This is a genomic window from Rhodospira trueperi (assembly GCF_900101965.1).
Lineage (GTDB): Bacteria > Pseudomonadota > Alphaproteobacteria > Rhodospirillales > Rhodospirillaceae > Rhodospira > Rhodospira trueperi.
Map to the genome: position 1 here is coordinate 189,442 of NZ_FNAP01000001.1, position 13,217 is coordinate 202,658.

12 protein-coding genes are annotated in these 13,217 nt (G+C 66.5%); 2 read left to right on the forward strand and 10 right to left on the reverse strand.

What is annotated here, in order from left to right:
• Positions 1 to 143: 143 nt before the first annotated feature.
• The 3 genes from tatC to BLS85_RS00875 are packed head-to-tail and all read right to left on the reverse strand — an operon-like array spanning position 144 to position 1,796.
• Positions 144 to 1,151: a twin-arginine translocase subunit TatC gene (gene tatC / locus BLS85_RS00865; RefSeq protein ID WP_342728802.1), complete on the reverse strand. Its 1,008-nt coding sequence runs from the start codon at positions 1,149 to 1,151 to the stop codon at positions 144 to 146.
• A gap of 3 nt (positions 1,152 to 1,154) precedes the next feature.
• A complete protein-coding gene (gene tatB / locus BLS85_RS00870; protein WP_092780695.1) occupies positions 1,155 to 1,556 on the reverse strand; it encodes a Sec-independent protein translocase protein TatB in 402 nt (133 codons plus the stop codon).
• A gap of 9 nt (positions 1,557 to 1,565) precedes the next feature.
• The gene (locus tag BLS85_RS00875) at positions 1,566 to 1,796 is read right to left on the reverse strand and encodes a twin-arginine translocase TatA/TatE family subunit (RefSeq protein WP_092780698.1); all 231 of its coding nucleotides are present in this window, start codon (positions 1,794 to 1,796) and stop codon (positions 1,566 to 1,568) included.
• 730 nt (positions 1,797 to 2,526) lie between these two features.
• Here BLS85_RS00875 and BLS85_RS18550 point away from each other — a divergent pair.
• Positions 2,527 to 3,210 (forward strand): hypothetical protein, encoded by a 684-nt coding sequence (locus tag BLS85_RS18550; RefSeq protein ID WP_143027042.1) that lies wholly within the window; start codon positions 2,527 to 2,529, stop codon positions 3,208 to 3,210.
• A 256-nt stretch (positions 3,211 to 3,466) separates the two neighbouring features.
• Here the strand turns inward: BLS85_RS18550 and mnmC are convergent, their stop codons facing one another.
• From mnmC to BLS85_RS00910, 7 genes are all read right to left on the reverse strand, one after another.
• Positions 3,467 to 5,449: a bifunctional tRNA (5-methylaminomethyl-2-thiouridine)(34)-methyltransferase MnmC2/FAD-dependent 5-carboxymethylaminomethyl-2-thiouridine(34) oxidoreductase MnmC1 gene (mnmC, locus tag BLS85_RS00880; protein ID WP_092780701.1), complete on the reverse strand. Its 1,983-nt coding sequence runs from the start codon at positions 5,447 to 5,449 to the stop codon at positions 3,467 to 3,469.
• Positions 5,446 to 5,802: an HNH endonuclease family protein gene (locus BLS85_RS00885; protein WP_092780704.1), complete on the reverse strand. Its 357-nt coding sequence runs from the start codon at positions 5,800 to 5,802 to the stop codon at positions 5,446 to 5,448. The genes mnmC and BLS85_RS00885 overlap by 4 nt, the downstream gene beginning before the upstream one ends.
• 237 nt (positions 5,803 to 6,039) lie before the next feature.
• Positions 6,040 to 8,388: a methyl-accepting chemotaxis protein gene (locus BLS85_RS00890; RefSeq protein ID WP_092780707.1), complete on the reverse strand. Its 2,349-nt coding sequence runs from the start codon at positions 8,386 to 8,388 to the stop codon at positions 6,040 to 6,042.
• A 177-nt stretch (positions 8,389 to 8,565) separates the two neighbouring features.
• The gene (locus BLS85_RS00895; protein WP_092780710.1) at positions 8,566 to 9,288 is read right to left on the reverse strand and encodes an alpha/beta hydrolase; all 723 of its coding nucleotides are present in this window, start codon (positions 9,286 to 9,288) and stop codon (positions 8,566 to 8,568) included.
• A 40-nt stretch (positions 9,289 to 9,328) separates the two neighbouring features.
• Complete coding sequence (locus BLS85_RS00900; RefSeq protein ID WP_245699052.1) at positions 9,329 to 9,823, reverse strand: ferritin-like domain-containing protein; 495 nt, start codon at positions 9,821 to 9,823, stop codon at positions 9,329 to 9,331.
• Between the two features lie 51 nt (positions 9,824 to 9,874).
• Positions 9,875 to 10,699 carry a 2-oxoacid:ferredoxin oxidoreductase subunit beta gene (locus BLS85_RS00905; RefSeq protein WP_092780716.1) on the reverse strand — a complete coding sequence of 275 codons (825 nt, stop codon included), beginning with the start codon at positions 10,697 to 10,699 and terminating at the stop codon, positions 9,875 to 9,877.
• 151 nt (positions 10,700 to 10,850) lie between these two features.
• Positions 10,851 to 12,569 (reverse strand): 2-oxoacid:acceptor oxidoreductase subunit alpha, encoded by a 1,719-nt coding sequence (locus tag BLS85_RS00910; RefSeq protein ID WP_092780719.1) that lies wholly within the window; start codon positions 12,567 to 12,569, stop codon positions 10,851 to 10,853.
• A gap of 368 nt (positions 12,570 to 12,937) precedes the next feature.
• On the opposite strand from BLS85_RS00910, the gene BLS85_RS00915 reads away from it, so the two are divergent.
• Positions 12,938 to 13,186 (forward strand): YfhL family 4Fe-4S dicluster ferredoxin, encoded by a 249-nt coding sequence (locus BLS85_RS00915; protein WP_092780721.1) that lies wholly within the window; start codon positions 12,938 to 12,940, stop codon positions 13,184 to 13,186.
• Positions 13,187 to 13,217 lie beyond the last annotated feature (31 nt).

Consider the following 13,217-nt stretch of genomic DNA (forward strand, 5'->3'; position numbering starts at 1 on the left):
GGCCACATTCCGCCCAGCGCGGACGGGCGTCATTGCGAGCCCTCGTCGCTGGACGAGGGTGAAGCAATCCAGGGCAGAAAACGAAAGCACCTGCTCTGGATTGCTTCGTCGCTTCGCTCCTCGCAATGACGGTGCGTGTTGCCTCACCGCCCGGTGTTGAAGTCCGTATCGTCCGGGCCGTCATCCTCGTCGGCCTCGGTGATCTCATCCGTTGGGGACACGCGGGTCGACGTCGCCGCCGCCGAAGCTGCTGGTTCGGCCCGGCTGTCGTCCTCGCGCGGCGCTGGGCGTGACGAACCGGCGGTCGGGTCCGGGTCATCCGGATCGTCGCCGTCGTCGTCATCCTCGTCGTCGTCGAGCCAGTCCTCGTCCTCCTCGACATCGCCGCGTCGCCGTTCGACGTAGCGGCACGACCAGATGGACGCCTCGTAGAGCAGGAGCAGCGGCAGCGCGAGACCCACCTGACTGATGATGTCGGGCGGCGTGACCACGGCGGCCAGCACGAACACGCCGACGATGGCGTATTTGCGCGCCCCTGCCAGCCCGGAGGAGGTGACGATGCCGACGCGGGCCATCAGGGTCAGTGCCACCGGCATCTGAAAGCAGAACCCGAAGGCCAGGATCAGCCGCATCACGAGGCCCAGATACTCGCCGACCTTGGCCTCAAGCTCGATCGGCAGCACGGTCTCGGCGCCGGTGGTCTGGAACCCCAGCAGGAACCGCCACGCCAGGGGCATGATCATATAGTAAACGAGCGCGGCGCCGGTCAGGAACAGCACCGGCGAGGCGAACAGGAACGGCAGCAGCGCCTTCTTTTCGTGCTTGTACAGACCCGGCGCGATGAACAGCCAGACCTGCGTCGCCAGCATCGGGAACGTCACCACAAGGGCGCCGAAGGCGGCCACGGCCACGTATGTGAAAAAGGCCTCCGTCAGCGCCGTGTAGATCATGCGCTGGCTGCCGCCGACCTCCCGCATGATGGTCGCCAGCGGCTGCATGAGGAAATCGTAGATGTATTGCGCGAGACCGTAGCAGGCGAAGAAGGCCACGATGAAGGCCACCGCGGACCACAGCAGGCGGGTCCGCAGTTCGGTCAGATGGTCCACCAGCGACATCTTGTTGTCGTCGGGGTTGTCGCTGTAGGCAGGCACCGCTCAATCCTCGCCGGAATTGCTCTTCGGGGTCGGTGGTGTCGCGTCGGCGCGCGCTGTCGCTCCGTCGCCATCGGACGAGGGCGCCTTGCGGGTCGGGCGCCGACGGGCGGCGCGGTCAACCTCGTCCAGTTCGCGCGCCACCCGACCGTCGGGATCGACCATTTTGTTGATCGACTGGCCGATGTTCTTGCGCCGGACCTTGTTGACGCCGTCCCTCACGTCCTCAAGCTCGGCCTCGCGGATGACGTCATCGACGTGGCCCTGGAACTCGCGCGCCAGACCGCGCAGCCGGCGCGACCACTGCCCCAACGTCCGCAGAACCTTGGGCAGGTCCTTCGGGCCGATGATCAGCAGGGCGACGACGCCGATGACGGCCAGTTCCGTCCATCCGAAATCGAACATGGGGCGCGCCTAGCCGTTGGAGGCCTCGTCCTTCTTGCGCTCGGACGCGGCGGTGTTTTCGCCCTCGATCTTGCGGGACTCGCCGGAGCCGTCGGAGTCATCGTCGTCCGCCAGACCCTTCTTAAAGGCCTTCACGCCCTTGGCGACGTCGCCCATCAGCCGGGGAATCTTGCCCGCGCCGAACAGCAGCAGGACAACGAGAAGAACAATGATCCAGTGCCAGATGCTGAAAGTACCCATCCTCAACCATCTCCCAGGGTGATCGCGCCGCTTACGTGGTGTCGGTGTTCGCACCGCCGGTGAGAGGCGGAGCGCGACGGTAAAATGCACCAAGTGGGGCGCCGGGGAAAGGCCCGCGTTGCGCGTTCGGATCGATGGTACCAAGCGCGGTGCGGTCCACGGCCGCCGGACCGGGGAAAGACCGGCGGACACTGTTGCGGTTTTGGGGGCGCCGGGACGATCCAGATCACCGAGGCGCAAACCAAGACTCCGAGAAGCGAAAGGGGGATGTTCGGGAACAAGATCGTATTGCGGAATCCATCGCGACAATTTCATAACTGGACTAATACGAACATTCCGCTCGGACAGAGTGCGGATAATTTCTTTTCCGCAATAAGCCATGCCCAAATTGGGTATTTTCTTGAGAAACCCAAGAAAAAATGAGATAAATTGGATCTGATGGCGTCACGTCAGACACAGTGACCATTGGTGCCAATGACCTTGATCCCGTCGTTTGGATTCGGCTGGGCGCGGATAGCGCACGTCACACCGGCGCGGTGTTTCGCGAGCGTACTGAATTTCGAGGCGCCTGCGGAGGGGCTCCCCGGCATCGTATGGCAGCCGCGTCCGCGGTGTGGGACGAGGGGTACTCGGTCTGACCGGGTCATCGTGTCATGCCCGAGCAGGCGGACTCGTTGGTCGGCCCGGTCACTTCGCAGAGTGCCGGCGACAAAGATAAAGGAGAGACACGATGACGGCCGCGCAACAGTTCAAGGAAGATCCGATCGAATTCATGGAAAATAACGTTGTGCTTGTCAGGTGTGGTTACGGCACAGAATGGAAAAAAACGCTCAGCAAGCACTTCGGGTCATCGTTGATCGGTGGCGTGATGACATTGACCTTGAAAGCGGTAGGAAGAAATTATGATAAAACAGCATATCATGGTCGTTATGGATACAGGGTGCCATTGTATATGCTAGTGAACGGGCGAAATGCAGACAGGAATGAGCAGATTGCTGCGTATTGGTGCCCTTATGAAGACAATAAAACATTCGGCGTGATGCTTGGTAACGCGGCCAAGTATATGTTTACGGCTGAAATGAGTGGATGTTCCCTGGGGCTGGGGTCACCCTGCCAGGATGGATCGATCTTGGTCTACCACTCCAATGTCAAATCGGCCACCGGGAACCAGAGCAGCGCTCAGATGACGGAACTTGCCAAGGTCGGCGCGACCCAAAAAGTTTTGACGCCGGGCGAGTATAGAAGTACGGAATTTGGACAGGACGCTATAAATATCACGCCATTCGGTGTGCGCGAAAAAAGCAAGTGGAAGTTACACTATCAAATGTACAAATATACCGCAGGAAACAAAATTAGTCTCATGGGTGTCAAGCCTGTTACGGGGATCGTCGAATCAACTCCGGCGCTTATTTAGGGTTTTTGGGTTGAGTGTCGCGCCAGCCCACCGGGCTATCCCCAACACGGTCCTGCGGGACAGGATATGGGGGGTGGCCGGGTGGGCGCGTGGACCGGGGCCGAGTCCACCGAAGGTCATACCGGGCGACGATTGGACTGACTCGTCCGGCTAAGGGTCACCTCGGCGAACCAAGGATGTTGAGGTTCTTGTTTTTTTCTCGCCGCGGCGCCCCTTCGGACCGCGCGGGATGTGCTCTTGCCCTGGGCGCAAGAGGTCAGGCCGTGGGTCCCTCGGCCCGACCCCGGATCAGTGCCCGCGCGGCGAAACGGGCCGGGTGGACGGCGGCGGTCAGGTCTGGGGGCAGCGGCGAGGGGGTGTCGGTGACGGCGGCGGCCACCGCCTCCGCCAGCAGGGGTGCGGTGGTCAGGCCGTGGGAGCCCAGGCCGCACAGGGTGAACAACCCGTCGGCGCCCGGGGCGGGCAGGGCGCCTGCCGCCTTGCGCCCGCCCTTGCGCAGAGTCTCGCCGTGGGTCTCGGCCAGCGCGGCGGTGTCGAACAACCGGCCGGCCAGGGGTAGGTGATCGGGCGTGGTGGCGCGCAGGCCGGCCAGGGCACCGATGGTCGGTTCCACGCCCAAGGCTTCGGCCAGCGCCGGCCATTCGCCAGCCAGGGACTCGCGAATCCGGGCGTCGTCGCCGTCGCGCGGGGCGTAGGGATTGTCCGTTCGGGCGCGCCAGGGCTCGTGCGTGGCCCCGAGCAGCCGGACCCAGCCACCCTCGCCATCGGGGACCGGCGGGGTGACATAGCCGCCGCTGGAGATCGCGACCCGGGGCGGCGCGTCGGGGTCGGCGACCCTCAGAAGGCTCACCTGCCCGCGCGTGGGGCGCAGGGGCAACGCGGCGGCCGGCCACAGTCGGGTGGTGTCGGTCGCGGTGGCCAGGACCACGGTATCCGCCTCGACAACCACGGATCCGTCGGCGCCCATCAGGATCCAACCACCGTCCTTGCCGGGTTGCAGTGTCTCGACGGTCGCGGCCAGAACGGGCGTGTCCCCCAGCAACGCCGGCAACAGCGCGGGCGGCGACAGGCACCCGCCCATGGGGTGCCACAGCGCGCTTTCGCCTGGGGGATCAAGTCCCACAAGGCTGGCAGCCTCGGGCGCCTTCACCAACCTCAGGCGATCCTCGGGCCAGTCCATGCGGTCGATCACCGCCTGCCGCCAGGCATCGTCCCGGCGGCCCCGGTCGGCGGACAGCAGCCCGCGTGGCCCGCGCCAGGGGGCCGCGCCGCCGTCCGCCAGTCGGTCATAGAGCGCCACCGCCGCGAGGGAGGACGCCGCGTGCAACCGGGCAGGGGCCGAGTCGTTCTTCTCCAGCCGGGGTTCGAGCAGGCCGAGCAGGGCCGGGGGTAGGCTCTCGCCCGGATGCCCGCGCGCGTCCACGAGCACGATGTCGTTCGCTCCGCGCCGCCGCAGCGCCGCTGCCACCGCGCAGCCGGCAATTCCGGCGCCGATAACTGCGATACGTCGGCGCGGCCGGAGCGGCTCCGGCGATCCCGCCAGCCGACCTCTCAGGCATTCGCGCTTGCCGGCGAAGCCAGGCGTGCGTGCGACCGTGAATCCGACGTCCTCCAGGCCGCGCCGCACCGCGCCGGCCGTGGTGTAGGTGGCCAGCCGGGCGCCCGGGCGGCTGAGGCGGGCGACATGGCCGAGCACGTCCGGGCTCCACATGTCGGGATTGCGGGCCGGGGCGAAACCGTCGAGCGCCCAGGTGTCCACGGGTCCGCCCAGGGTGGGCAGGGCCTCTTCGACCCGCCCGAACGCCAGGGTCAGGGTCACGCGGTCGTCGAGCGCGCGCGTGTGCAGGCCAGGGATGGGCGGCGGCCACGCGGCCAGCAGGCGCGCCGCGAGGTCAGCCAGGGCGGGAAAGCGGGCCAGGGCGCGCGTGGCCTCGTCGCGCGACATCGGCCAGCCCTCGACGGACAGCCAGTGCAGCCGGGCGTCCGGCGGGGCCGTGCGGCGCCACAGGTCCCAGGCGACCAGCAGGTTCAGGCCAATGCCGAATCCGGTTTCGCCGATGACCAAGGGGCCGGGGCGGTTCCACACCGCCGGGGCGCCGATGCCGTCCAGGATGACGTGCCGCGCCTCCCCGATCGCGTCGGCGCGGGTGGCGTAGAGATCGCCGAAATCCAGGCTTTCCGGCGTGCCGTCATCGCCCCAAGCCAGTGTCGGGCGGCGCAGGGTCCAACCGGGTGTCATCGTCCGCGCCGTCCCCTGTTGCGTCCGTACCGGCCCGGAGCCTCGGTGCGGGCGACGAATTCCGGCGGTTGCTTTCGCACCCAGGCGAGGAAGCGTTCCATGTCGGGATGGCTGCGGATCGCCTCTGGCGTGTTCATGCGTCGGGCGAGGGTGGCGGGATCGAACAGGCGGTGGATCATGCGGTGGCAGACGCGGTGCAAGGGCGACGTCTCCCGGCCCCCGAACGCACGGGGGGTCCAGTGGTGATCCTCAACGCTGGGGCCGGCGATCAGGGGCCGGCCGCACAGCGGACACGGCCCGAGATCGCGGTCCCGATGGCCAAGTGTCGGTTGATTGGATGACGCCTTACACATTCTGACGTCGTGTGCTTCGAGTTCCAACACAATAAGCTCGTCATTGCGAGGAGCGTAGCGACGAAGCAATCCAGGGCACATGTTAGTGTTTTCCGCTCTGGATTGCTTCGCCTGCGTCTGGCGACGCGGGCTCGCAATGACGGAATTTGTGCCCGAACCCTGGCTTTGGCCCGCAACGGCCGGATCGTGACGCGAGACCAAGCCCGGGATCCCCTCAGGGGGGGGACGTCCCGGCCGTCAGGCGGCGCCATCCGGTCGAGTCGATTCGATCTGCTCCACGGCGGTCGAGAGGTCCGACAGCATGTCCACCACCTCCTTGCTGGCTCGGTTCAGGCCGGTGATGGCCTCCAGGGCGCCGTCCATGTCGCCGGCGGTGGCCTTGCGCACGGCCTCGCGGCCCAGGGCGTGAACCTCGGCGTGCGGGCGATCCAGGTCCCTGTAGGCCTTGTGATTGCGCAGGGTGGGGTCGTTCACGCTCTTATACCACTTGCCCAGGCGGCAGGCGTTGTGGTCGGGAATATCGTGTTCCTTCCACGAGTCGCGGCCGAGCACTGTATCGACCACACGTTTCTTGAAGACGACGTGGTCGTTCTTGGCCACCTCGACCAGCACCAGGGACCCGCCCAGTCCGGCGAACAGGCTGACCTGTTCGTTCAGCGCTGCCGTGGCCTGATCCATTGCCTTGAGCGCGTTCAGGACTTCTTCGGTGTTGCGTTTGGACAGGGAGGCGATGGTTGTCGTGCCCTCGGCGATCTCGTTGGCGGCGTCGGTCTGCTGGGTCAGGATCGAGGCGATGTCGCGCATCTTTTCGGTGACGTTGTTGATGCTGCCTGAGATGTTTTGGAGTTGGCCGCCCAGGTCCGTCACCACTCCGCGTCCGTCCTCGACCGCGCCGGCGCCCTTTTCCATGGCCTCGATGATGGTGCTCATCTCGCCGCGCAGGGTGGTGATGCGGCCTCGGATGTCCTCGGTGGCCCGGGCGGTCTGATTGGCGAGGCTCTTGACCTCGTTGGCGACGACGGCGAAGCCCTTGCCGGCATCGCCGGCCCGGGCCGCCTCAATGGTGGCGTTCAGGGCGAGCAGGTTGGTCTGGTCGGCGATGTCCTCGATCTGCTGGACGATCTCGCCGATCTGGGTCGACGCTTCGGCCAGCGTATCAATGCGGTCGGCCGCCCCGCGCACGGCCCCGTGGATCCCTTCCATGGTCTCGACGGCGCGGCCGGCGCCCTCGACGCCCTCGCCGGCGGCGCCACGCGCGCCCTCGGCATCGGCGGCGGCGCGATCCGACGAGGCGGAGATCTCCCGCGTGGAGGACACCATTTCCTCAACGGCGGAGGCCATGGTTTGGGTCTGCACGTTGGCGGCGTTGACGTCGCGCATCATGTGCGCCAGCGTCACGATAGCCTCGTTGGCCTGGATGGCGGCCGCGACGACACCGCGCAGATTCGTCCGCGCCTGGGCGGTCAGGGTGCGTTGCTGGGCCTCCACCTCGGCGAGCTTTTTGGCCTGCGCGTGCTCGGCGGCGTCGACCTGTTCGACCTTGGTCCGGAAGTCGCTCAGGGACCGCACCATGCGTGCCACCTCGCCGGTCCCCTTGGTCTCTGGCAGGTGGATGTTGAAGTCGCGGTTTGACAAACGTGTCAGGGTGTCGGTGACCATCCCCACGGGGCCGGCGATGCCGCGCGCGATCCAGTACCCCAGAAGCAGGGCAACGGCCAGGGTCATCAGGGTTCCGACGGTCGCCAGCCATCGGGCGTCGGCGATCTGGGCATGATAGGGGGTGGCGTCCAGGGCGATGGAGGCCACGCCGATGGGCCTGCCCGCATAGTCCGTGATGGTCCGCGCCAGAACGGCGATGTTGAGGTCGCCCTCGTCGATTTGGCGGAAGACGGTGCCGTCGTTCATGACAGTGCTCAGGGCGTCTTCCGGAAGGTATTGGACGCCGTCATGGGTCGAGGCGAAGGTCTCGAACCGGCCGTCGGCCGTGGTCAGGTAGAGGGCGATGTTGACCCCGTAGTCCCGCGCGAATCGCTCGAAGAAGGGCTGGTCGAAGGACAGGCCGAACTCGACCGAGCCGACATGCTGGCCATCGTGGTACACCGGCGTGACGCCCCGCATGCCGAGACCGGCGACGCCGCGCTCCAAGCCTTGGATGGACGTCCGATCACGGTTGGTCTCGACCACCGTGCTGCGGAAGCCGCTAAGGTCGTCGCCGAACTTTTCGGGTTTGTGGATGCGGACGAACGAGGTCGCTGGCGGGCTGTGGAACTGGAACTGCCGGACGCCGAAGGTCTCGCGCATGGCCTCGAACGCTGGTTGGTACAGGTCGAGCAGCGCCTGCCGATCGCCCGCCGCGAAGGCCGCCGACGCTGTCGGCGATTCGGCGACGAGCGTGGCCAGCGACAGCGCGCGTTGGCCCTCTTCGGCGAGATCGGAGCGCAGGTTGTCGAACAGGCTGGTCAGTTGCCGTTCTTCCGCGTGGACGGTCAGCCGCTCCATGTAGATCGTGAACACCACGGACATGGCGACAGCCGCCAGAAGGGATAGCCCACCGAGCGAGAGGATCAGGCGCCACTGGATGGACATGGACAAGGGTCTCCGGATTGACAGAGGCCGTCTCAACCTCTGCGTTTGCCCTCGACGAATCGCGCGTACGGTCTTGAGGATCGGTCAGTGCCATTGCCACAATCTGCCACATTTTGGTTTTCAGTCGCTTAATGCCATTTCGCTTGGGGTCAAAGATCGAGGATGGGACGTCCGGACTCATCCCGTGCCGTCGTTCGGCCAAACCCGGGCCAGCGCGGCGGCGGCGATGGCCAGGCCCTCCGGGTCGATACCGTGTCCGAGCCCGGGCCGCCCATGGCTGTCGACCGTCACCCCGGCGGCCTTCAGTCCGGCCTCGGCGTGGGCCAGGGCGGCGAAGGGCACCACGGGGTCCTGTTCCCCGTGGATCAGGGTGACCGGCGGGCGCGCCGTGATTTCTCCGGGCAGCGCTCCGGCGCCGGTCAGCGCGCCCGAAAAGCCGATCAGCGCGGCCACCGGGGCAGGACGGCGCAACACCACCTGCAAGGCCATCATGGTCCCCTGGGAAAAGCCGATCACGGCCAGTCGGTCGGGACCCAGGCCGTAGCGCGTCAACAGGTCGTCAAGGGTGGCGTCGAGGGAGGGGGCTGCCGCGCGCGCGCCCTCGCCCATGGTTTCCAATGCGGGCACCAGATTGGCCGCGTCGCGGCGCCACATCTCCGGATCATACTGCGTGAAACTGAACCACTGGCGGCCGAACGGCATCACCTCGCACGGCTCGGGCGCGTGCGGGGCATGGAAAGCGGCCTTAGGGAACCGTTGCGCCAGGGCCGGAGCCAGAGCGATCAGGTCGTTGCCGTCGGCGCCGAAGCCGTGCAGCAGCACGATGATCTGTTCCGGCGCGCCGTCGGTGGCGGGCGGCGCGGAGGGTCCGTCGAGAAGAGGAGGGGCGTCGGCGGGCATGGCGGAACCTCGCGGTTGGGACGTGGGGGCGCCCCCCACCCTAATCCACGGCCACCGGTGGGTCCATGTCCTCGTCCCAGTCGGCGGGCGGGGCGGGATACTTGGCCAGCATGGCTTCCAGCAACGCGACGTGTTCCGATTCTTCCTCCGCGAACTCGGCGGCCAGTTCCCGGATGCGCGCGTTGTCGGACCCATCAGCGAGGCCGGCGTAATAGACCTGGGCGCGCTTTTCACTGTCCAGAGCCATGACCAGGGCGTGGTGCGGCGTCATCAGGTAGTGAGTGGCGTCCTGGTCTGGCGTCTCCGGCGGTTCGGCGTTCGGCCACTTGAACTCCCACGGCTTCAGGTCGGGCAGGGTCATGCCCTCGCCCAACTTGCGCGCCTCCGCCAGATGCAGACGCGAGTAATGCGCCATCTTGCGGAACAGGTCGGTGACCTCGTGGTTCTGGTGAACGTCGAGGGCGTCGGCCATGTCATCGAAGCGCACCGCCGAGTCCTCTTCCAGGGCGATGGCGTGGGCAATGAATTCTTCCACGGTTTCCAACGGCGTTTCTCCGGTCTGTGGGCGGGGGCGGTCAGACCGCCGTCAGATGGCGAACTGATCGCCGAGCGTGGCAACCGGCTCGACGGACTTGGGCGTCGGCTGGAACGGGGGCGTTTGGCTCTTGTACAGGATCCCTGTCGTAAACCCGTCGTCGTCCAGCAGCCGCAGAAAGGCCTCGCGGCGATCACTGTAGGGTTCCGTGAAGTCGGCATGCACGACCTCGCGCCAGCCCTTCTGTTCCGGACGGTAGGTCACGCACGGGCTCAGCACATGCACGAACGAGAAGCCTTTGTGCTCGATGGCGGCGCAGATCTGACGCGTCACCTCCAGCGGATCGCCCGAGAACGCCCGGCTGATGAAGGTCGCCCCCGCCGATAGGGCCATTTCCAGCGGGCGGAATGGGGACAGGCCGGGTCCTTCCGGCGTCAGCTTAGAGCCGGTCCAGTCCGCCGCGGTGGTCGGCGAGGCCTGCCCCTTGGTCATGCCGTAGACGCTGTTGTCCATGATGATATAGGTCATGTCCACATTGCGCCGGCAGCCATGGACAAAGTGGTTGCCGCCGATCGAAAAGCCGTCGCCGTCGCCACCGACGGCCAGCACCGTCAACTCGGGGCGTGCCAGCTTCAGGCCGCTGGCGACCGGCAGGGCGCGGCCGTGCACGGCGTGGAAGCCATACAGCGAGGTATAGGCCGGCAGTCGCGATGAACAGCCGATGCCGGAGACCAGCGCCACGTCCTTGTGTGGCAGGCGCAGTTCCGCCAACGCCCGTGTGATGGCCGCAAGAACCGAGAAATCACCGCATCCGGGACACCAGACCGGCTTGAGGTCAGACTTGTAATCCTGGGGCTTTGGCGCGACCGCGTCCATGGGGTCCGCTCCCTTTCTGTCTAGAGCGCGTTGCGTGAGGTCTGACTCGCGCAACGCGCTCTATTGAATTGATATTGAAGCAAATCGTCGTCGCGATCCGCTCCGGATCGCTCGGGATTTGCTCTCGGTTCCGTGGTCCGGTGTCCTGGCGTTACTGACCTAGGATGTGTTGAAGAATCTCGCGCGGCCGCAGACTGAACGGTCCGGGGCGGTGGAAGGCCGTGACCTTGCCGGGCAGGTCCAGATGCGCCCGCAGGTGACGGTAATACTGGCCGCCGTGGTTCTGCTCCACGACGACAACCTGACTGATGCCCTCCAGGGCCTTGCCCATCTTGTCGAGGGGAATCGGGTGGATCAGGCGCGCGGCGATCAGGCGCACCTTGAAGCCCTGGGCGCGGGCGCGCTGTACCGCCTCCCGACACGGCTCGGCGGCCGAACCCCAGGTGACGACGGCAATACTGGCGTCTTCGTCGCCCTCGATCATCGCCCAGTGGTCGCCGTAGTCATAGCCCACGACTTTGCGCAGGCGCTTGTCGAGTTGGCTCTGGTGGTGGTCGATCTGGGTCGAGGGGTTGCCGAACTCGTTGTGCTCCAGGCCGTCGGCGGTATGGGCGCCGCCCTCCTGCCCCGGCAGGGCCATGGGCGACACGCCGTCGGCGGTGATGGCGTATCGGCGGTAGGGGGCCTCGATTGTCTCGGGCACGAGACGCTTGCCGATGAAGGCGATCTCCGCCGGCTTGTCGATAATGGCGCGCGACTGGCCGATGGACTGGTCGGACAGCACGATGACCGCCGTCTGCATCGCCTCGGCCAGATGCACGCTCCATTGCGTGGCGAACAGGCAGTCACCGATGGAGAGGGGCGCGGTGACGACGTGCGGGGCGTCGCCGTGCAGGCCGTTGACGGCGATGTTCAGGTCCACCTGTTCGGACTTGGTGGGAATGCCGGTCGAGGGGCCGCCGCGCTGCACGTTGATGACCACGATGGGTGTCTCGGAGGCGACGGCGAGGCCCAGGCTTTCCATCATCAGCGCCAGACCGGGGCCGGAGGTCGCGGTCACCGACGGCACACCGCCGAAACTGGAGCCGATGATCATGTTGATCGAGGCCAGTTCGTCCTCGCACTGCACCAGCGCGCCACCGACGCGCGGCAGGTTGGGGGCCAGCCATTCCAATATGTCGGTGGCCGGCGTGATCGGATAGGCGGCGCAGAATCGGGCGCCGCCCTGAATGGCGCCCAGGCCGGCGGCGTCGTTGCCGGTGATGGACCAGCGTTCGGTCTCGCGCGGGTGTGGGGGGGCCAGCGGTTCCAGGCCGGTGATGCCGGCGGCCGCCTCGGCTCCGGCGTCCAGGCCGGCCTTGCTGGCGGCCAGCGCCTCTTCGCCCTTCTTCGCCAGTTGCTTGGCGAGGCGGTCCAGAAGGTAGTGATGATCCAGACCGATCAGTTCGGCAATCAGGCCCAGGCCGACCATGTTGACCCGACCGCCCGGGATAGCCTTGGCGAGGTCCTGCATGGGAACCTCGACAATGCGGTGGTGGTCCCGCCGCATGACTTCGGGCACGGCGCCGTTGCGCGGGTCGGCGATCACGATGCCGCCCGGGATCAGGGGCAACTCGGCGCTGAACCGCTCGATGTTGCCCCAGTCGAAGGCCAGCAGGACGTCGTGGCCATCGTCCAGGCCCTGAACAGGGCGAGTGGCCACCCGCAGGAGCGCGGCCGACTCGCCGCCGCGGATCTGGGGGCCGAGCGTGCGGCCCATGAGGCCGTAGTAGCCGGCTTCCGCCGCTGCATCCAAAAGCATCTGGCCGGCGGTCATCACACCGGCGCCGCCGCTGCCGGTCAGGGCGATCGAGACCGAGGTTCGCTGCATGAGGGGGGTTCCAATCCGCAGTGTCATCAGCCCACGCCGGAACGGGCAGCGCCCCGCCGTCAGCCAATCCGTCAAGAGAGGACACGGTTACACCATGCTACCGCAACTGTTCAATCGGCATGGACTGTCCGGGGCATTGATTCGAATCAATGCGGGCTGCGCTTTTTCGGCCTAACGGGAGCACAGTCCGGTCGGACGGTCCGTGAACGCCCCCTTGAACCGCGCATCGCGGGGTGTTCGGGCGTGCGGTTGCGATTGGATCGTCTTTTTGGCAAAGTCAACCAGGGAGGGGGGGGGTGCGCTTCGGGTCCGGAGCGACAAGCCCAACGACCTCTTTTTTCTTTCTTCTTCAGTGGGACACCGTATCCATGGCCCTCAAGATCAGCGACACCTGCATCAACTGCGATGCCTGCCCGGCCGAGTGCCCGAATGACGCCATTGCCATGGGCAGCATGATCTACGAGATCAATCACGAGCGTTGCACCGAATGCGTCGGTCATTATGACGAGCCGCAGTGCGTGGCTGTCTGCCCGGTCGAGTGCATCGTTAAGGATCCCGCGCGCGCCGAAACGCCGGAACAGCTTCAGGCGAAGTTCGAGCGCCTGCAGGCGGCCTGAGCGACCGTTGCGAATGGGCCTTCGGCCCGGG